Here is an 18,827-nt window from a genome sequence, read left to right as displayed (position 1 = left end):
GCTGCTTGGCAAAACCTATAGCAGACAGATGCCGGAACAGGATAACGAACGTGCAGGCCGCGGCCGGTCCGCGCCTGCTACATAAGGTGGGAATCAGTATGAATACCATAGGACTTATTGCCGGCGTTGGCCGGTTACCGGTTGAATTTGCCCGTGCCGCTCGCGGCATGGGCTTTGCCGTGGTCGCGATTGCTGTTGCACCCGGTGTCGACAGCGAGCTGGCCCGGATTGCCGGTAAATATTATACCGTGGGTCTGGGCGAGCTGGACAGACTGCTGGCCATTGTGAAACAGGAAGCCGTGCCCCGGGTTACCATGCTGGGCAAGGTTACGAAAGAGCATCTGTTCAGCGGCGTGGCGCAGCCTGATGCCCGGATGCGGCAGCTCCTGGCCGGGCTTCCCGATCTGAATGACGATACGGTTATGCTGGCTCTGGTGGAGGCGTTTGCCGGTGAAGGCATTGGTGTACTGGATCAGACGCAGCTCATCAGGCCCTTAATGCCGGCAGCCGGGGTGCTGACGAAACGTCAGCCAACCCCGGCCGAGCAGGCCGATATGGAGTATGGCTTATTCATGGCCAGGCAGATTGGCGGCCTGGATATTGGCCAGACCGTAGTGGTTAAAAACCGGGCCGTGCTGGCGGTTGAGGCCATTGAGGGCACCGACGCCTGTATTCGCCGCGGCGGCCAGCTGGGGCGGGGCGGGGTTATTGTTGCCAAAGCCGCCAAGCCCAACCAGGACCTGCGGTTTGATGTGCCCAGCGTGGGGCCGGATACCCTGCAGGCCATGATTGAAACCGGGGCGGTCGCCCTGGTGATTGAGGCCGGGAAGACGCTGGTGGTAGATAAACAGCAGGTAGTGACACTGGCGGATAATAATGGGATTGCCATATCCGCCCTAAGTTAACTGCGGCAGGAGGAACCACATGAAAATTATGCTCTCAGTTGGTGAGGCATCAGGCGATTTGCATGGTGCCAGTGTGGCTAACGCCCTGAAACTTTTACAGCCGGATATTGAGCTTTTCGGGATGGGCGGCAAGGCGATGCAGGCCGCCGGTGTTACTATTGTTTATGATATTGCCGGCCTGGGTGTGATTGGATTTGTTGAGGTCATAAAAAATCTGGGCAAACTGTTTGCCTTGAGAGATAATCTTGCCGCCCTGATGGACCAAGAACAGCCGGATGCCCTCGTGGTCATCGACTATCCGGATTTTAATATGAGACTGGCAAAAATAGCCAGACAAAAAGGTATCCCCGTAGTATCGTATATCAGTCCGTCAGCCTGGGCCTGGCGCCGGGGCCGGGCCCGGGACGTGGCCGGCATTGTCAATAAGGTGGCTGCTATTTTTCCCTTTGAAGCAGAAGTCTACCGTGAGGCTGGCGCCGACGTCACTTTTGTCGGCCACCCCCTGGTAGATATCGTACAACCGGCCCTCGGTAAAGAGGAGGCATACCGGTATTTTGCTGTCCGCCCGGACCTCCCGCTGGTGCTGTTGATGCCAGGCAGCCGGGAGCAGGAAATCAGCACCCTGCTGCCGGTCATGCTGGCGGCCTGTGAGCTGATTGTCGAAAAACTGCCGGACTGTCAGTTTTATCTGCCGGTAGCCTCGACAATTTCCCGGGAAATGCTGCAAACGATGCTGGCCGGCCAGGCGGTGAAGATTACCCTGACCAGTGATTATCCCTATGACCTGATGGGGCTGGCCGATGCCGCCATTGCGGCGTCGGGCACCGCGACCCTGGAAACCTCCTTAATGGGGGCACCTACTGTCATTATTTACCGGATGGAGACCCTGACTTATATTTTGGGCAAACTCCTGGTTAAAATCCCTGATATTGGGTTACCGAATATTGTTGCCGGCCGGAGGATTGTGCCGGAATTGCTGCAGGCTGCCGTTAATCCCGGCGCCATTGCGGCGGAGACCGTCAAACTGATTGCCGATCCGGCGGTTAGAAACCAGGTATTAGCCGACCTGGCCGAGGTCAAAGCAAAACTTGGGCAAACCGGCGCCGTAAAAAGAGTTGCTGAAGTCATCCTGGAAGTAGCGTCCCGATCAACGAGCGAGGTATCTAAATGAAACTTTACCTGCGACTGCTGCGTTATATCAAACCATATATGCCCCGGTTTATCGTGGCGATCATCTGTATTCTGGTGGCGTCTGCCGCCAATCTGGTTATTCCCTGGATTATTCAAAATGTGATTGACGATGTGCTGGCCGCCAAAGACATGCAGATGCTTGATACCATTGCTGTTGGTATTGTGGTTGTGTATTTGCTGCGCGGCTTTTTCTTTTTTGGTCAGACCTACCTGATGTCTTACATCGGGCAAAAAGTGGTTATTGATATCCGTGAGGCCGTATACCGGCATCTGCAGCGCCTGTCCCTGTCGTATTATGAGAAACGGCAGACAGGCAGTATTATGAGCTATATAACCAACGATGTGGCGGCCCTGCAAAACGCCCTGGTGGAAAGTGTAATCGAGGCGGTAACGGAGTCGGCCGTACTCATCGGTTCGATGGCCGCCATGTTTTATATCCACTGGAAATTAGCCCTTCTGACCTTTATTACGCTGCCGCTGGTGGCCCAGGCCATTAATATTTTTGGCAAACGGCTGCGCAGCGCCAGCCGGGTCATGCAGGAACGGGCAGCCGATATTACTTCAGTTTTGCAGGAGACGATTGCCTCTGTACGGGTTATCAAGTCCTTTGTCCGCGAAGACTACGAAATCAGTCGTTTCAGCCAGCAGAACTATTCCAATTTCCGGGCCCAGATGAAAACCGCCCAGCTTAGTGCCACCTTAACGCCGATTGTGGAGTTTCTGGGGGCGATCGGGGTTACGATTATCATCTGGTATGGCGGCCGTGAGGTTATTAACGGCCACCTTACGGCGGGGGCGCTGATTGCGTTCCTCATTTATGTGGTAAATATCACTAACCCCATCAAGCGCCTGAGCCGTGTTTACGGCAACATCCAGCGGGCTTTGGCCGCTGCGCAGCGGGTATTTGACGTGCTGGACACGGAACCGGAAATCCAGGATATGCCCGGGGCTAAGGCGCTGCCGGCCATTACCGGCCGGGTAGCCTTTGAGCAGGTAACCTTTTCCTATAAAACGGGGGAGGTGGCGCTGGACGATATCTCCCTGGTGGCCGAGCCGGGACAAATGCTGGCGATCGTTGGCCCGAGCGGCGCCGGCAAAACGACTATTGCCAACCTGATCCCCCGTTTTTATAGTCCCGAAGGCGGTGTCATCACGATTGACGGCTATGATATTAAGACAGTTACCCTGCAGTCGCTGCGGGAGCAAATAGGGATTGTGCCGCAGGAAACGGTTCTGTTTAACGGCACAATCTATGATAACATCCTGTATGGCGACCTGGAAGCCGCCCGGGAAGAAATCATTGCGGCGGCGCAAGCCGCCAATGCCCACGAATTTATAATGGCCATGCCTGATCAGTACAACACCCATATCGGTGAGCGGGGCTCCAAGCTTTCGGGCGGGCAGCGCCAGCGGGTGGCGATTGCCAGGGCGATTCTCAAAAATCCGCGGGTGCTTATTCTGGATGAAGCGACCTCCGCCCTCGATGCGGAGAGTGAACAACTGGTCCAGGGGGCGCTGGACCGGCTGATGATTGGCCGCACCTCCTTTGTCATTGCCCACCGCCTGTCAACCGTACAGCGGGCCGATCTCATCCTGGTTATGGACAAAGGCCGCATTGTCGAACGTGGTTCCCACCCGGAGCTAATCGCCGCCGGCGGCCTGTACCGCAAGTTATACCAGGTCCAGTTTGCCAATAAATAAAGCCACCGGTGTCAACCCTGTGAATTCCAATAAAGAGGTAGCGACATGTACTTTATCTACAATATCCTGGCCGTGATTCTGGTAATCGTGGCCTTGCCGGTTTTTGCCATAAGGACCTTTCAGGAAAAAGGTTTTACCGAACGCCTGAAACAGAGTCTGGGCTGGCTGCCGGCAGCGACAATTTGCAAACTGGCCGGTAAAGACGTTATCTGGCTGCATGCTGCCTCAGTCGGTGAAATTGTGGCGGCCAGCCCGATTGTCAAAGAGATTCGCCATGAGCTGCCGGGCATACCGGTCCTGGTATCGGTAGTTACAGCGTCCGGCTATGAGATGGCCCAACGGATCATTCCCGAGGCCGACGGTGTGATCTTTTCGCCGCTGGATCTGCCCTGGCTCAGCCGGTCTGTGATTACGAGAATCCGGCCGCGGGTGTTTTTGCTTGTGGAAACCGAGTTATGGCCTAACTTCCTGAAAGCGGCCCGGGAACTGAATATCCCCGTGATGATGGTTAACGGCCGTATTAGTGAAAAAAGCCTGGCCCGCTATTCCTATTTAAAAGGCGTACTGAAAGAGATGCTGGACACCATCGTAAAATTTTGCATGCAATCCACGATTGATGCTCAATATATTACCAGGCTGGGGGCTGATCCGGACCGGATCGTGGTAACAGGCAACACCAAATTTGACCAGAGCTATACAAAACTGAATGCCGACGAAAAAGCCTTATTGCATCAGGACCTGCGCTTGCGCAGCCCCGGGACGGTCATCGTGGCCGGCAGTACCCATAAAGGGGAAGAAGACCTGCTGCTGGCTGCTTTTACCCGGGTTGTTGCCGAATTTCCGGATACCCAGCTGATTATCGCCCCGCGTGATATCATGCGGGCCGGTGAGATTGCCGAGCTGGCCGGTAAATATAATTTTACCGCTGCCCGGCGGACCAAGCTGGCCGGGGGAACCAGCGGCGATTTTATGCACGTAATTATTATCGACACAATTGGGGAGCTGGGGAAAATCTACGGTGTTGCCGATATCGTTTTTATCGGCGGCAGCCTGATCGCCCACGGCGGCCATAATCTGCTGGAGCCGGCCGCCCATGGCAAACCGATTTTAACCGGACCCCATATGTTCAATTTTAAAGATACCTATGCCCTGCTGTCAGGCCGGGATGCCTGCGAGACCGTCAGGGACAGTGACAGTCTGGCCGCGGCGGTGCTTAATCTGTTAAGAAATCCGGCGGCGGCCCGGCAAATGGGCGATGAGGCCCTGGCCATTATCAAAGAAAATCAGGGCGCTGCCCGTAAAAGCGCTGTTCATTTGAGAGAAGTATTGCAGGCCAATGACTTATTGCAAACGAACTAACAACAGGCGAAAAGGCGGAACACTATATGATGCATCAGCGTGAAGCGCTACAGGTATATCTATATAAATTAGTGCACGGCGAAAAAGGCGGTCTTTTGGCAACCGTGCTTATTGGCGTGCTCCGCGGCATGTCGCTCATTTATGGCCTTGGAGTCGCAATCAAACTGGGTATGTACCGGTTAGGCGTCTTAACCTGCAACAAACTGCCCTGCAAGGTAATCAGCCTGGGCAATATTACCGTAGGCGGCACCGGTAAAACGCCGACCGCGCAACGCCTGGCGGCAATTATCCGGGATATGGGCTATAAGGTGGCCATTCTCAACCGGGGCTACCGCTCAGGCTGGAAAGGCGAGGTTGGGGTGGTATCGGACGGCAGTAAGATCTATATGACGGTGACTGAGGCCGGCGATGAAGCCTACTTGCTGGCCAAAAGCCTGCCGGGGGTACCGGTTATTATCGGCCGCAACCGTTATATTACCGGCAGTTATGCGGTTAATAACCTTAAGGCTGAGGTGATCATCATGGATGATGCCTATCAGCACTGGCAATTGCAGCGTGATCTGGATATTGTACTGATTGACAGCCTGAATGTCTTTGGCAACAATTTTTTGCTGCCGCGCGGCACGCTGCGCGAGCCGCTCAAAAATCTGGACAGGGCTCATGCCTTTCTCTTAACCAAGGTTGATCAGGCGGCCGACAACGCCCGGGAGACGATTAAGGACACGTTGGCCCGCTATAATGATCAGGCGCTGGTTGTGGAAAGCACCCATACGCCCCAGTGCTTTATCGAGATTGAAGAATGGTATAAGGGGGTACGGCCGGAGACAGTACCGCTTGGCAAAATTCAGGGGCAGCCGGTTTTGCCCTTCTCGGCCATCGGCAACCCGTCGTCCTTTGAAAAGACAATTATCGATTTAGGCGGCGAGATTGTCGGGTCGGTGCAATTTCCCGACCATCACGACTACACGATGGCGGAGATGCAGGCCATTATGCAGAAGGCGGTGGATAACAGCGCCCGCGCCCTGATTACCACCGATAAAGACGCCGTCAAAATCCCTTCCGAGTTTATCCACTCCGAACGGCCGCTGCCGGTCTATGTGCTGTCAATAGAAGTCAGGTTTCATGACGGTTATGCCGAACTTATGGAACTGATAAAACAGGTGACCAGCCATGGTTCCTGACAGGGGGTATTGTCCATGAATTTTCTCTGTGTAATCCCGGCCCGCTATTCATCAACCCGGCTGCCGGGCAAGCCGCTGGCCATGATTGCCGGCAAACCGATGATCCAGCATGTATATGAGCGGGCTAAACAGGCGAAGCGGCCGGCCACCGTACTGGTGGCGACCGACCATGAACTGGTCTATAACGCGGTTGCCGGTTTTGGCGGCGAGGTATTAATGACCGCTGCCGGTCATCCCACCGGCACCGACCGCCTGGCTGAGGTCGCCGCCCACTATCCGGCGGTTGATGTCATTATCAATGTTCAGGGCGATGAGCCGCTGATTCAACCGGCGATTATTGATCTTCTGGCCGGGGCTTTTGACGACAGTCCCGGGCTTACCATGGCCACCCTGATGACCGAAATGGACCCGGACGAGTACAAGCTGCCCAGCGCGGTCAAGATTGTGGTAAGCCTGGACGGTTATGCCCTCTATTTTTCCCGGTCCCTGATTCCCTTTCCCCGGAATAACAACCTGCCCGGCGGGCCGCTGCCTGTGTATAAACATATCGGCATTTACGCCTACCGGCGTGATTTTCTCCTAAGCTATGCCGCTTTGCCGCCAACGCCGCTGGAGCTGACCGAGTCGCTGGAGCAGCTGCGGGCGCTGGAGCATGGCTACAAAATTAAAGTACTGAAAACCGATTTTAAATCCATCGGTGTTGATACCCCGGAAGAGCTGGAACGGGTCAATGCTTATTTCCGTAAGCACTCACTATAAAAGGAGGCCATTTTATGCATACAGTACAGATTCAAGACATTACCGTCGGCACCGGGCAGCCAATTGCCCTGCTTGCCGGACCCTGTGTCATCGAAGAGCCGGAACGGACCCTGAAGATTGGCCGGGCCATCAAGGAAATTGCCGACCGGCTGAACATCCCCTATATCTTTAAAGCCTCCTATGATAAGGCCAACCGGTCGGCGTATAACTCCTTCCGCGGACCGGGCCTGAAGGAAGGCCTGCGTATCCTGGCTCATATCAAGAAAGAGCTGGGCGTGCCGGTAGTCAGTGATATCCATTGTGTAACCCAGATCGAAGCAGCGGCCGAGGTGCTGGATATTCTGCAGATCCCTGCTTTTCTCTGCCGGCAGACAGACCTGGTTTACGAGGCCGCCCGCACCGGCCGGGCCATTAATGTGAAAAAAGGCCAGTTTCTGGCCCCGCTGGACATGAAAAATGTTATTACCAAGATCGAGGAGGCCGGCAATCGGAAGATCCTGCTGACCGAGCGGGGGGCCACCTTTGGCTATAACAATCTGGTGGTTGATTTCCGGGGGCTGCCGATTATGCGGTCCCTGGGATATCCGGTGGTATTTGATGCCACCCACAGTGTGCAGCTGCCCGGGGGGGCAGGCACCACCTCCAGCGGCCAGCGGGAGTTTGTTCCCACGCTGACAAGAGCCGCCGCTGCTGCCGGCATTGACATGCTGTTTATGGAAGTCCATGACAACCCGCCTGAGGGTAAATCGGACGCCTGTAATATGCTGTATGTGGATAAACTCGAAGAACTGTTAACAGACGTACTGGCAATCGACAGTGTTGTCAGAAAACATAAATAGCAGCATGAATCTGCAGGGAGGGTGTACTATGCCTATAGAACAAGCACGGGCTTGCTTAGAACTGGAGGCGGAGGCGATCCGGGCCTTAATTCCCCGGATTGATGATCAGTTTGTCATTGCCATGAATATGATTTTGCATGGCACCGGCCGTGTCGTTGTCACCGGTATGGGAAAATCAGGGCTTATTGGCAAAAAAATAGCAGCAACCCTGGCCAGCACCGGAACGCCGGCCTTTTTTCTTCATCCGGCCGAGGGCATCCACGGTGACCTCGGCATGGTTACTGCCGCCGATATTGTGTTAGCTATCTCCAACAGTGGCGAAACCAGCGAGCTTGTCAGTATCCTGCCGGCCATTAAAAGGATTGGCGCCGCTATTATTGCCATGACCGGCCGCAAACAATGTACTCTTGTGCAAAATGCCGATGCGTTTCTTAATGTGGCCGTGGAAAAAGAGGCTTGTCCGCTGGGGCTGGCGCCTACGGCCAGCACCACCGCCGCGCTGGCGATGGGGGATGCCCTGGCAGTGGCGCTGCTGTCAGCCCGGAATTTTACGCCGGAAGAGTTTGCTTTATATCATCCGGGCGGGTCCCTGGGCCGCAAGCTGCTGCTGACGGTGGAGAATGTCATGCGCGGCGGCGAAGACCTGCCGGTGATAACACCGGCTAAAACCGTCAAAGAAGCCTTATTTGCCATTACCGCCAAGGGTCTGGGGGCCGTGCTGGTTGTCGAGTCTCTGGCCGGTATGCAGCTGGTGGGGCTGTTAACTGACGGCGACATCCGCCGCAGTCTGGAAAATGGCCACGAGTTTCTGGATAAGCCTGTCGGTGAGCTGATGACCAGACAACCGCGGACAATTGTCAAAGATAAGCTGGCTGCCCAGGCGTTAAATCTAATGGAGAAAAATCAACCCCGGCCCATTACCCTGCTGCCAGTAGTTGACAGTCAGTTCCGGGCAATTGGTATTATTCACCTTACTGACTTATTACGTCAAGGAGTGGTATAATGGATAGTATAGTATGGGCCAAAAAAATCAAATTGCTGATCTTTGACGTTGACGGCGTTTTGACCAGCGGCCATATTATCTTTGGCGCCGAAGGCGAAACCGTCAAGGAATTTTACGCGCAGGACGGCCTTGGTATCTCCCTGGCCCACAAAGCCGGGCTTAAAACCGCTATCATTACCGGCCGCGAGAGTGAAATGGTGCGCCGGCGCGGGGCCGAACTAAAAATCGGCGATGTTTACCAGGGGGCGATGGACAAAGTAACCGCCCTGCAGGAGCTTGTGGCCAAATACGGGCTGGCGTTAGAGGAGATTGCCTATGTGGGCGATGACATCAACGACCTGCCGGTCATGCTCCGGATTGGTCTGCCCTGTGCGGTTGGCAATGCTGTGCCGGAGGTCAGGGCCGCGGCGAAATATATAACCAGCCGGCAGGGCGGCAGCGGTGCGGTGCGTGAGGTGATTGAGCACATCCTGAAAGCCCAGGGCCTGTGGGACAACCTGATCCAGCAGTATATGAAACCGGAACGATTTACTATAAGTCAATAAAAAATTAATGGCAACGCTAATTCCAAGTGGTAGGGGGTGCCGGGGATATGCCGCATGAATGGCAATATTGCATCTGGAAAGGCGCGAGCCGCCTGGCCTGCCTGCTGCCGCACCGGGTTCTGCTTACTGCCGGCAGCTGGCTGGGCCGGCTCTATTACCGGCTGGCCGGCAAGCAGCGGCGCCGGGCTCTCAGGCAGATTACAGAACGTCTCAACCTGACAGCGCCGGCGGCGGAAACCATCATCAAAAGCTCGTTTATCAAGTTAAGCCAGACCTTTCTCGAAGTACTCCATATGCCTGCTTTGAATCAGGCGAATATCAATAACTATGTAACGTTTGAGAATCGCCACTACCTGGAAGCAGCCCTGGCCCGGCAACAAGGGGTTGTCTTTTTGACCGGCCATCTGGGCAACTGGGAGTGGTTCGGCGCCGCTCTGGCCCTGGCCGGGTTTCCGGTGGCCGACATCGTGAAAAACCAGCCCAACGACCAGCATACCCGGATCCTCAATGAACACCGGCAGCTGTTCGGCATTGAGCTGTTTGCCAGCGGCACCGGCGAGATCATCGGCGCGGCCAGGGCGCTAAAACAAGGCAAACTGCTGGCCTTTTTCGGTGATCAGGATGCCGGCCGGGAAGGCGTGTTTGTCGATTTTTTGGGTAAGCCGGCCGCAACCCATCTGGGGCCTGCCGTCTTTGCCCGCAGGTTTAAAGCCCCGGTAGTGCCCGGCTTTATTGTCCGGAACGCCGACGGGACGCACCGGATCCTGCTGCAGCCGCCTGTTTACTATGAAGATACCGGCAATCCCGATGCCGATCTATATAACCTGACAGAACGTTTGACCAAAATCATTGAAGCAGCGGTCAGAACCTACCCTGATGAATGGTTGTGGTTTAAAAAGCGCTGGAATACAGAGGTGAAGTCGCCTTGATGAAAAAAAACTATCTGATTATTATTTGTGTCATTGTTATTCTGGCCGGGGGGCTCTATTATCTGTTGGCGGGACCGGACGGTGATCAGGCCGCCGATCCCCAGACCCCGGCGCAACCGGCCGCGAATCTAACCTTTGCCGGCAGCTCAATTATTGAGGAGCAGGACGGCAGGCGGTTATGGGAACTTAGTGCCGATACCATTGAGGCTGAACCTGACGGCAAAATAGTCTATTTACACAACCTGAAAGGCGTGTTTTATCAGGAAAACGGAGAAAAGATGGAGATCATTGCCAAGCGGGCCGTCCTTGATGCCAAGACCCGGGACATTTCCATGGAGGGCGATATCAGGGCCACCGCCAGTGACGGCGCCGTATTTACCGCCCCGGCCGCCAGCTGGGGTGGGGAACCCAAGCTGTTTACCGGTACCGGCGGTGTCACCTTAATCCGCGGCGATACGGTGATTACCGGCGACAAGATCCTGACAGACGACAAGCTGGAAAAAATTAAAGTGCTCGGTAAGGCCAGGGTACTCACAGGAGGGAAGACAGAATGATAAACATAAAACGGATTTCCTGGCCGGCAGCCGTAGCCATGCTCCTGGCGCTGCTGGTAAGTACCGGCAGCCTGATGGCCCTGGCGGCGGCGCCGGCAGCTAACACCCCGGTGGAGATTGCGGCTGAGTCCATCGAATATGACGCCGCCAGCGGCCTGATGACGGCCACCGGCGGTGTCCGGATTACCCAGGGGCAGGCGGTAATGACCGGGGACCGGGCCCAGTACAATACCAAAAGTCAGGAGGGGCATCTTACCGGCGGTGTACAGGCCGTCAGCCAGGATGCCACATTGACGGCGGCAGAGGTCAAAACCTATAATAATAATACCCGGCTGGTTGCCTGGGGAGGGGCGGTGCTGACAAAAGGCGAGCAACGGCTTACAGGTCCGCGGATTGAATATATTACGACCACGCAATATGCCCTGGTCCCGGAAAATGCTAAAATTGAAATGCCTGACGGCACTATGACGGCCAACAAAATTGAAGCCTTCATCCCTGAGAACAGGGCGACCGGCACCGGCTCCGTTCACATTGTCAGCCCGGCGCGCAAGCTTGATGCCATCGCCGATACGGCAACCTATTATGGCGAGCCCCAAGGGCAGAGCAAAGTGGTGCTCAGCGGCAATGCCCGTGCCGTCCAGGACGGCAATATTCTGACCGGGGAAACCCTGACCCTGCACCTGGATGAAAAAGCGATGGGCGCCCAGGGACGTACCAAACTGGTCATAACCCCGCAGTAAACGGGCGGGCAAACTCTTAGTATAGTAGCGAGGATGTTGCAAGCATGTATATCGAAACCCGCGATCTGGTAAAAACCTTTAAAACCCGCAATGTAGTCAACGGGGTCAGCCTGCGGGTCGAACAGGGGCAAATCGTTGGCCTGCTGGGAGCTAACGGGGCCGGCAAAACCACTACTTTTTATATGATTGTCGGTCTGGAGCGCCCCAGCAGCGGCCAGATTTTTATTAATGGCGAAGAAATTACCCATATGCCGATGTACCAGCGCTCCCGCTACGGGATCGGCTATTTGCCGCAGGAGGCTTCTATTTTCCGCAAGCTGTCGGTGGAGGACAACCTGATGGCTATTCTGGAAACAACTAAGCTCACCCGGGCGGAAGCTGTGGCCAAAAGGGAAAGCCTGCTGGCCGAGTTTCATGTTGATCATGTCCGCCAACGCCTGGGCTCGGAGCTGTCTGGCGGCGAACGGCGCCGGGTGGAGATTGCCCGGGCGCTGGCCACCGACCCGGCTTTTATTCTCCTGGATGAACCGTTTGCCGGTGTTGACCCGATTGCCGTGGCTGATATTCAGGCCATTATCAGTTATCTGAAAGAACGGGGTATTGGCGTGCTGATTACCGACCATAATGTTCGGGAAACCCTCAGTATTGTCGATAAAGCCTATATTCTCAACGAAGGACAAATCCTGATTGACGGCGACAGTGCGACCATTGCCAACAGTGAAGTTGCGAAAAAATATTATCTTGGTCACAACTTCAGCATGTAAGGAGAATTTCATGCGGATACTTGACAAATACATTCTAAAAGAGCTGCTGGGACCATTCTTTTTCGGCATTGCCGCATTTTCCAGCGTGTTTATCGGCACCAGCACCCTGTTTAGAATTGCTCAATATGTAACTAAATACGGGGCCTCGATCCTTACGGTAACCAAGCTGTTTTTCTACAGTCTGCCGGCGATTATCGTCTTAACCTTTCCCATGTCCATGCTGCTGGCGGCCCTGCTGTCTTTCGGCCGTTTGTCCGGCTCCAGCGAGATCACGGCCATGAGGTCCGGCGGGCTCAGTTTTTACCGGCTGGCTGTGCCGGTGATGATTACTGCCTTAGCAGTAAGCGGTGCTGCTATTGTCCTTAACGAAGAAGTAGTGCCGGCAGCCAATGCCGGTTATAGTAACATTGTGCGCTATGAGATCGAAAAAAATACCCGGCCTAAATCACAGGAGCACATTGTCGTTAAAGATGTTAATAAGGCAGGCCAGATTGAACGGTTAACCTATGCACAAAACTATATGTCAGATACCAACACCCTGAGTAAAGTCTCTGTTCAGGAATTTGAGGACGGCCGGCTGGTCAGGCTGGAAAATGCTGAGAGTGCAGTGTGGGCCGCTGACCGCTGGATGATGTATAATGGTACAATCACTGATCTTTCCACCGAGGGCCGGGTAACACGAACCCTTAAATTTACCGAGCAGGTAATGCCGATTACTAAAAATCCTACTGATATCTCGCGGGAACAAAAGAAGCCTGATGAGATGTCGATGACAGAACTCAAGCAGTATATAGCTGTTTTAAAACAGGAATATGCAAAAACAAGCAACTATGAAGTAGAACTGTACCAGCGGATAGCTATTCCGATGGCCAGTTTTGTCTTTGCCATGATTGGTACTCCCCTGGGGTTGTCTCCCAACAGGTCAAGCTCATCAATTGGCCTGGGCCTGAGTATTATCATTATCTTTATGTATTATGCTGTTCTGACGGTATGCACTGCCTTAGGACAGGGCGGAGCGATTCCGCCGTTGCTTGCGGCCTGGATACCGAATATCATCGGGACACTGGCCGGCATCTATTTAATCTATAAGGCATCGCGATAACTATTGTTTCATTTTTGGCGAGAGGAGGGATAGCCATGTACGGTGTAGTGCTTATTGCCATAATTGCGGTTATGGGCGGCGCCATCGCCTATATTGGTGACAAACTAGGTACTAAAGTAGGGAAGAAGAAACTCAGTATCTTCGGCCTCAGACCCAAGCACACTTCAATCATTGTGACCATAGTTACAGGGATTCTCATATCGGCACTTACCCTGATGTTTATGACCGCCGTATCCTGGGACGTCCGTACCGCGTTGTTTGGCATGGAAGAGCTCAAAGCTGAACTGGTATCCCTGACCACGGAAGTGGATTCTAAATCCAGCGAGCTGGATCGCAGCCGGGCTGAGCTGGAAACCAAAACCGCTGAATATGTGGCGATCACGGCCAAGGTTAGAGAGAATGCCGAACGTCTGGCGCAGAGTATGGCCGAACTTGATGCGGTTACGGCCGAGCGCGATAAGACCGCGGCGGCACTGAGCCAGCTGCAGTCCAATTATGCCTTAGCCCAGAAGAACCTGGTTAAGTATCAGGGGGATATTCAGAAGCTGCAGGCCACAAAAACAGAACTGGATGACCGGATCGCCGGTCTCAACACCAAAATGAGTGAGTTAACGACGGCGCAGACTGCCCTCCAAAGCGATGTGGACCGTTTGAATGAGTTGACTGTAAGTCTGAAAAACGGCCTGCAGAGCGTCCGGGAAGGGACGGTGGTCTTTAGAACCGGGGAGGTATTATCCACTGCGGTGATTGATGGCGGCAAGCCGCTGGCAGAGACCACGGCCGCCCTGGGGGTGGCGGTGTACAGAGCCAATCTGCAGATACTGGATACACTGGACATAGCTGAGCAAAAGCTGGAGGTGCTGTGGATTGCCCGCTCGGAGTTTGACCAGGCGGCCGCCCTGATTGCCGGCACCAACCAGCCGGTTATTGTCCGTATTTCCACTGTGGGCAATACGGTATACGGTGAACCGGTTATCGGCCGGATTGAGCTGTATCCGAACCATTTGGTATATAATAAAGGCGGAGTTGTTTACAGTGAGGTTGTCAACGCCCCGGCCAATGCCCAGCAGGCCGAGGAAGCGGTTATGCTCTTTTTGCAAAAGGTAAATGCCGCTGCTGTTACCCAGGGCATTCTGCCTGACCCGATCCAGGGAACTGTCGGCAGCATGAGCGGCTCCCAGCTCTTTGAGGTTGTGAACCGGGCCAAACGCTACAATGGCAAAATCGAGTTAACGGCCGAGGCTAAGGCCGACACCTATACGGTGGGGCCGCTGCAAATCGAGATCCGGATAAAAAGCGCCTTTTGAAATAATTGACACAATATACCTGTCAGGAATCCTGCTTAGCAAGCAGGATTCTTTATTTTTGTGCAGAATATAAGCAATTATGAAGTTTAGTTATGTAAAGCTAATAACTTCTTCAAGATGCAGTTGCCATATCTATCCAAACCTTATAGTACAAGGATTTTTCCAAAAACTACATGTGGTAGATGAGCAGGATTTATTGCAACTGTATCGAAATTATGTTAACATAAACCTGCGGAATGCGGCAGGTGCATATCATGAATAAGCCCTGCAGAGAGGACGGAGAGATTGAGGAAACGTGGATACTCATTCGAACCCATCCCCCCTGAACGGGTAGACCTCCTGGTATGTCGGTGGCGACACCCGCACATGACAAATATATAATTTCAAGGGGGATTTTCGAATGAACAAGAGACTTCTGAAAGTAGCAGTAACCACTGCTCTGACCGTGGCCTTCGCCGTACCGGCCTTTGCCAACCCGTTTTCTGATGTGCCGGCAAAACACTGGGCCTATGACGCTGTTGGCAAGCTGGCTCAAGACGGCGTGATCACAGGCTACGAAGACGGCACTTTTAAAGGTGACAAAACTATTTCCCGTTACGAAATGGCTTCCATGGTTGCTTCCGCTATGCAAAAAAACCTGGACAACGACCAAAAAGAAATCGTTGACCAGCTGTCCAAAGAATTTGCTGCTGAACTGACTGAAATGGGCATTAAAGTAGAAGCCCTGGATAAAAAAGTTGACAAAATGGTTAAAATCTCCGGTGATGCCCGTGTCCGTTACGGCGCCAGCGACAACTTTGATAACACAGACTTCCGGGCCCGTGTAAGCTTTGACGGCAAAATCAACGACGACCTGAAATTCAATGCCCGCATGACTAGCGGCAATCTGAGCTATGATGCCGACTTCTCCGACCAAAGCAGCGTTAAACTTGACACTGCCAACGTAACCTTTGATGCCCTTGGCCTGACCAATACTATTGGCCGTCAGGACCTGATGCTTGGCAACGGCTTCCTGCATGACTCAGCTATGACCGGTTTCGCTGCCGAAGCCGGCAACCTGAAGGCTTATATCGGTAACCTGAAAGACAGCACTAAAATCTATGGTGCCGAATATGGCTTGAAACTTGGTGCCGCTACTGTTACTGCCGACTATGCCAACTACGATGACGGCACAAACAACGAAACCGATGTTTATGGTGCCAATGTAGGAATTAAACTGACCAACAGCGTAACTGCTCTTGGCGAATTCTATAACTTTGACAATGGTTCCATCGATGCCGATGCAGCTGCCTATGGCCTTAAATTCAACAAACTGGGCCTGACTGCTCTGTATCGTGACGTGGAAGCCGGTGCTAATTCTCCGTTCTCCAATATCCACAACGATATTCAGAACCTGAAAAATGAAAGCAACGGCTACAAAGGTCTGGAAGTACGCTATGACCGTGCCATCGCTAAAAACACTACTCTGAACCTTAAATACCAGGACTTCGAAGATCAAGACGGTTTTGAACTTGACGGCGGCGCCCGTACCCAGGCTGCTATCAACGTTAAATTCTAATAAGCATTCCGCAACAACAGGACGCCCGCGGGCGTCCTGTTTGTTTGCATGAGCGGGGTCAGGCCTCACACATTCTACTTTAAGAAAGTGGAATGTGTGAGGCCTGACCCCGCTCTGCACTGATTTTATTTGCCGCCAGAATGTGATATTATTATTATATTACAGCAGGAAACATAGACAAGGCAAACGCATATAGTTATGGAGGGATGTGTAGTGCCTGCCGATCGCGTTTTGGCAATCGACCCGGGCCGGGAGAAATGCGGTCTGGCCGTCGTTCATAGAGAACAGGGGCTGATCGATAAAACCATTATCGCCACTGTTGACCTCCCTGATAGAGTAGCCACCCTGGCTGCAGCCCATAACCTGACAACCGTAATTATCGGCGACGGGACCACAACCCAAACCGCCCAGGCGGTCCTGGCGGCGATCACTGTGAAGGGGCAACGCCTGACGATCGTCCCTGTCAATGAGTACCGCTCCACCGATGAAGCCCGGGTACGGTACTGGCGCTGCCATCCGCCCCGGGGCCTGAAGCGCCTGCTGCCGACCGGCATGCTGGTGCCGCCGGTACCGGTAGATGACTTTGTGGCTGTTATCCTGGCCGAACGGTATTTTAGCGGCCGCTAAATGGCTCATAGCCATTTTTCTAATGTTTATGACAAGAAAATATAATCTGCTTGTAATTTTTTTTACAAAATAAGCAGGAATATATTCTCGCATGTAGAATACTACTAATAGCAAGATAGGTAAATAATACATATCACGCTAGATTCAGGTCTTTATGCCGGTATTTTCTAGCCGGTGTTAAGATATATGAGTATGAACTGAAGAAGAGATATTGAGGAAACATGGACACTCAACGGTTTTCTTCTTTAGGTAAATGCTCAACAAAAACAAATACCTAAGGAGGCAACAACAATGAAAAGACAAACTGCCCTGGCTTTGGCCGCCGTATTCTCCCTGAGTGTAGCCGGTACCGCACTGGCAGCTCCTGCTAACCCCTTCGTGGACGTTCCTGCAAAACACTGGGCTTATGACTCGGTAAGCAAGCTGGCTAAAGCCGGTGTCATCTCCGGTTATGGCGATGGTACCTACAGAGGTGACAGAACCCTTACCCGTTATGAAATGGCCGCTATAGTCGGCAAAGCCCTGGCTAACAGCGAAAAGGCCGATGCAGAAACCCAAAAGGAACTGGATGCCCTGAAAACTGAGTTTGCTGCCGAACTCAACAACCTCGGCGTTCGGGTTGACAGCCTGGAAAAGAAAATTGACAATGTAAAAATCACCGGTGAAGCTCGTATCAGATATGAAGACAAAGAGCAAAAGAACATAGCAACTTTTGATGACGATGGTGAGATTACCGGTTGGACAAATCCTAAATCAAAACCCTTACAACTCCGTACCCGTTTAAAAGTACAAGGCGCCATCAATGATGACTGGACCTATGTTGGCCGTCTGCAAAATACCCAGGACTTAAAAACTGGTGGTATTGATGCCAATAACGAAGGCAAGACTGAACTTAACTGGGCTTATGTGAATGGCCCGATCGGTGCCTTGGACGTAACCCTGGGCCGTTTTGATGCAACACCTGCCTACGGTATCGCTCTGGACGACACGATTGACGGCGTGCAGGCCAGCTTTGGCAACAAGCTTAAAGTCGATATCTTTGCCGGCAGACAGGATTATGTCGGAGATACAAAAGATGACTTATATATTGCCAACCTCGGCTATGCCTTTAGTGACAAGCTGAACTTTAAAGGCGCTTATTTCCACCTGGACCCCCAAGACAGCGATATTGATACAGGCAATCTTTATGAAGTTGGTTTGGATTATCAGTTAACTCCTAACGTTAATCTTGCCGGTGCATACCTGAAGAGTGATGCGGATGACGAAAACAAAGGCTATTTTGGCCAGATTACCTACAAAGGTGCTGACCGCACTGCACCTAAGAGCTTTGGCGCCTGGGTTAACTACCGTGACCTCGAAGCAGGCACTCTGATTTCGACAACTTTGGATTATGGTGCAGTTCAATGGGATGGTAAAGGCTATGAAGTTGGTTTCAGCTATGTACCTGTGAAAAATGCAAGATGGACCACCAGCTATACCGACCTGGAAGGTTCTTATGACAGCTCACAAAAAGCTGAGTACTTCCTGACAAAAGTAGACTTCTACTTCTAAACCATTCTAACGTAACTTAAAAGGATTGCTTCAAAATAGGTTTCAACCTATGCGAAGTAATCCTTTTTTTATTTTAAATCGAATTTTTATAGTTTATTTAAATAAAAAAAGTAGTATGCGTAAAATCGAATAATTATATGAAATGTATTTAATGTTATATTTTGTGAAAATAACTGTTAATTTAGGAAAACGATGAAGGAATTAAACCTTAG

The 18,827-nt window shown here is 52.8% G+C and carries 18 protein-coding genes; all 18 read left to right on the top strand.

What is annotated here, in order from left to right; translation table 11 throughout:
- Positions 1-98: 98 nt before the first annotated feature.
- The 18 genes from SPTER_RS17125 to SPTER_RS17040 all read left to right on the top strand — a co-directional run bounded on the left by SPTER_RS17125 (position 99) and on the right by SPTER_RS17040 (position 18,615).
- Positions 99-905 carry an LpxI family protein gene (locus SPTER_RS17125; protein WP_144351492.1) on the top strand — a complete coding sequence of 269 codons (807 nt, stop codon included), beginning with the start codon at positions 99-101 and terminating at the stop codon, positions 903-905.
- Between the two features lie 19 nt (positions 906-924).
- Positions 925-2,076: a lipid-A-disaccharide synthase gene (gene lpxB / locus SPTER_RS17120; protein WP_144351491.1), complete on the top strand. Its 1,152-nt coding sequence runs from the start codon at positions 925-927 to the stop codon at positions 2,074-2,076.
- On the top strand, positions 2,073-3,797 hold the full coding sequence (locus SPTER_RS17115) for an ABC transporter ATP-binding protein (protein WP_144351490.1): 1,725 nt from the start codon (positions 2,073-2,075) through the stop codon (positions 3,795-3,797). The genes lpxB and SPTER_RS17115 overlap by 4 nt, the downstream gene beginning before the upstream one ends.
- 45 nt (positions 3,798-3,842) lie before the next feature.
- Positions 3,843-5,156, top strand: a complete 1,314-nt coding sequence (locus SPTER_RS17110) for a 3-deoxy-D-manno-octulosonic acid transferase (protein ID WP_144351489.1) — start codon at positions 3,843-3,845, stop codon at positions 5,154-5,156.
- Between the two features lie 26 nt (positions 5,157-5,182).
- Positions 5,183-6,337 (top strand): tetraacyldisaccharide 4'-kinase, encoded by a 1,155-nt coding sequence (gene lpxK / locus SPTER_RS17105; RefSeq protein ID WP_246105335.1) that lies wholly within the window; start codon positions 5,183-5,185, stop codon positions 6,335-6,337.
- Between the two features lie 15 nt (positions 6,338-6,352).
- Positions 6,353-7,096 carry a 3-deoxy-manno-octulosonate cytidylyltransferase gene (gene kdsB, locus SPTER_RS17100; protein WP_144351488.1) on the top strand — a complete coding sequence of 248 codons (744 nt, stop codon included), beginning with the start codon at positions 6,353-6,355 and terminating at the stop codon, positions 7,094-7,096.
- Between the two features lie 14 nt (positions 7,097-7,110).
- Positions 7,111-7,935, top strand: coding sequence for a 3-deoxy-8-phosphooctulonate synthase (kdsA, locus tag SPTER_RS17095; RefSeq protein WP_144351487.1), 825 nt, complete (start codon positions 7,111-7,113; stop codon positions 7,933-7,935).
- Positions 7,936-7,963: 28 nt separating this feature from the next.
- A complete protein-coding gene (locus tag SPTER_RS17090) occupies positions 7,964-8,938 on the top strand; it encodes a KpsF/GutQ family sugar-phosphate isomerase (RefSeq protein ID WP_144351486.1) in 975 nt (324 codons plus the stop codon).
- On the top strand, positions 8,938-9,483 hold the full coding sequence (locus SPTER_RS17085; protein ID WP_144351485.1) for a KdsC family phosphatase: 546 nt from the start codon (positions 8,938-8,940) through the stop codon (positions 9,481-9,483). The genes SPTER_RS17090 and SPTER_RS17085 overlap by 1 nt, the downstream gene beginning before the upstream one ends.
- A gap of 47 nt (positions 9,484-9,530) precedes the next feature.
- Complete coding sequence (locus SPTER_RS17080; protein ID WP_144351484.1) at positions 9,531-10,412, top strand: lysophospholipid acyltransferase family protein; 882 nt, start codon at positions 9,531-9,533, stop codon at positions 10,410-10,412.
- A complete protein-coding gene (gene lptC, locus SPTER_RS17075) occupies positions 10,412-10,966 on the top strand; it encodes an LPS export ABC transporter periplasmic protein LptC (RefSeq protein ID WP_246105334.1) in 555 nt (184 codons plus the stop codon). Before SPTER_RS17080 ends, lptC begins: the two co-directional genes overlap by 1 nt.
- On the top strand, positions 10,963-11,706 hold the full coding sequence (locus tag SPTER_RS17070; protein WP_246105333.1) for an LptA/OstA family protein: 744 nt from the start codon (positions 10,963-10,965) through the stop codon (positions 11,704-11,706). Before lptC ends, SPTER_RS17070 begins: the two co-directional genes overlap by 4 nt.
- Positions 11,707-11,750: 44 nt before the next feature.
- Positions 11,751-12,470, top strand: a complete 720-nt coding sequence (gene lptB / locus SPTER_RS17065) for an LPS export ABC transporter ATP-binding protein (RefSeq protein ID WP_144351482.1) — start codon at positions 11,751-11,753, stop codon at positions 12,468-12,470.
- 10 nt (positions 12,471-12,480) lie between these two features.
- Positions 12,481-13,572, top strand: coding sequence for an LptF/LptG family permease (locus SPTER_RS17060; protein ID WP_144351481.1), 1,092 nt, complete (start codon positions 12,481-12,483; stop codon positions 13,570-13,572).
- A gap of 35 nt (positions 13,573-13,607) precedes the next feature.
- Positions 13,608-14,879, top strand: coding sequence for a DUF3084 domain-containing protein (locus SPTER_RS17055; RefSeq protein ID WP_144351480.1), 1,272 nt, complete (start codon positions 13,608-13,610; stop codon positions 14,877-14,879).
- Positions 14,880-15,279: 400 nt separating this feature from the next.
- Complete coding sequence (locus SPTER_RS17050; RefSeq protein ID WP_144351479.1) at positions 15,280-16,437, top strand: S-layer homology domain-containing protein; 1,158 nt, start codon at positions 15,280-15,282, stop codon at positions 16,435-16,437.
- A 213-nt stretch (positions 16,438-16,650) separates the two neighbouring features.
- The gene (locus tag SPTER_RS17045) at positions 16,651-17,064 is read left to right on the top strand and encodes a RuvC family protein (protein WP_246105332.1); all 414 of its coding nucleotides are present in this window, start codon (positions 16,651-16,653) and stop codon (positions 17,062-17,064) included.
- Between the two features lie 291 nt (positions 17,065-17,355).
- On the top strand, positions 17,356-18,615 hold the full coding sequence (locus SPTER_RS17040; RefSeq protein ID WP_144351477.1) for an S-layer homology domain-containing protein: 1,260 nt from the start codon (positions 17,356-17,358) through the stop codon (positions 18,613-18,615).
- Positions 18,616-18,827: the final 212 nt, after the last annotated feature.

This window comes from Sporomusa termitida (genome assembly GCF_007641255.1).
GTDB classification, from domain to species: domain Bacteria; phylum Bacillota; class Negativicutes; order Sporomusales; family Sporomusaceae; genus Sporomusa; species Sporomusa termitida.
The sequence above is the reverse complement of the archived record's forward strand: the minus strand, read 5'-3'. Positions and strand labels throughout refer to the sequence as shown.

Coding starts and splice junctions, on each gene's coding strand:
- SPTER_RS17060 (WP_144351481.1), top strand. CDS start 12,481: ATGCGGATACTTGACAAATACATTCTAAAAGAGCTGCTGGGACCATTC.
- lpxK (WP_246105335.1), top strand. CDS start 5,183: ATGATGCATCAGCGTGAAGCGCTACAGGTATATCTATATAAATTAGTG.
- SPTER_RS17115 (WP_144351490.1), top strand. CDS start 2,073: ATGAAACTTTACCTGCGACTGCTGCGTTATATCAAACCATATATGCCC.
- SPTER_RS17125 (WP_144351492.1), top strand. CDS start 99: ATGAATACCATAGGACTTATTGCCGGCGTTGGCCGGTTACCGGTTGAA.
- SPTER_RS17070 (WP_246105333.1), top strand. CDS start 10,963: ATGATAAACATAAAACGGATTTCCTGGCCGGCAGCCGTAGCCATGCTC.
- SPTER_RS17085 (WP_144351485.1), top strand. CDS start 8,938: ATGGATAGTATAGTATGGGCCAAAAAAATCAAATTGCTGATCTTTGAC.
- SPTER_RS17090 (WP_144351486.1), top strand. CDS start 7,964: ATGCCTATAGAACAAGCACGGGCTTGCTTAGAACTGGAGGCGGAGGCG.
- kdsA (WP_144351487.1), top strand. CDS start 7,111: ATGCATACAGTACAGATTCAAGACATTACCGTCGGCACCGGGCAGCCA.
- SPTER_RS17055 (WP_144351480.1), top strand. CDS start 13,608: ATGTACGGTGTAGTGCTTATTGCCATAATTGCGGTTATGGGCGGCGCC.
- SPTER_RS17080 (WP_144351484.1), top strand. CDS start 9,531: ATGCCGCATGAATGGCAATATTGCATCTGGAAAGGCGCGAGCCGCCTG.
- kdsB (WP_144351488.1), top strand. CDS start 6,353: ATGAATTTTCTCTGTGTAATCCCGGCCCGCTATTCATCAACCCGGCTG.
- SPTER_RS17050 (WP_144351479.1), top strand. CDS start 15,280: ATGAACAAGAGACTTCTGAAAGTAGCAGTAACCACTGCTCTGACCGTG.
- SPTER_RS17040 (WP_144351477.1), top strand. CDS start 17,356: ATGAAAAGACAAACTGCCCTGGCTTTGGCCGCCGTATTCTCCCTGAGT.
- lptC (WP_246105334.1), top strand. CDS start 10,412: ATGAAAAAAAACTATCTGATTATTATTTGTGTCATTGTTATTCTGGCC.
- SPTER_RS17110 (WP_144351489.1), top strand. CDS start 3,843: ATGTACTTTATCTACAATATCCTGGCCGTGATTCTGGTAATCGTGGCC.
- lptB (WP_144351482.1), top strand. CDS start 11,751: ATGTATATCGAAACCCGCGATCTGGTAAAAACCTTTAAAACCCGCAAT.
- lpxB (WP_144351491.1), top strand. CDS start 925: ATGAAAATTATGCTCTCAGTTGGTGAGGCATCAGGCGATTTGCATGGT.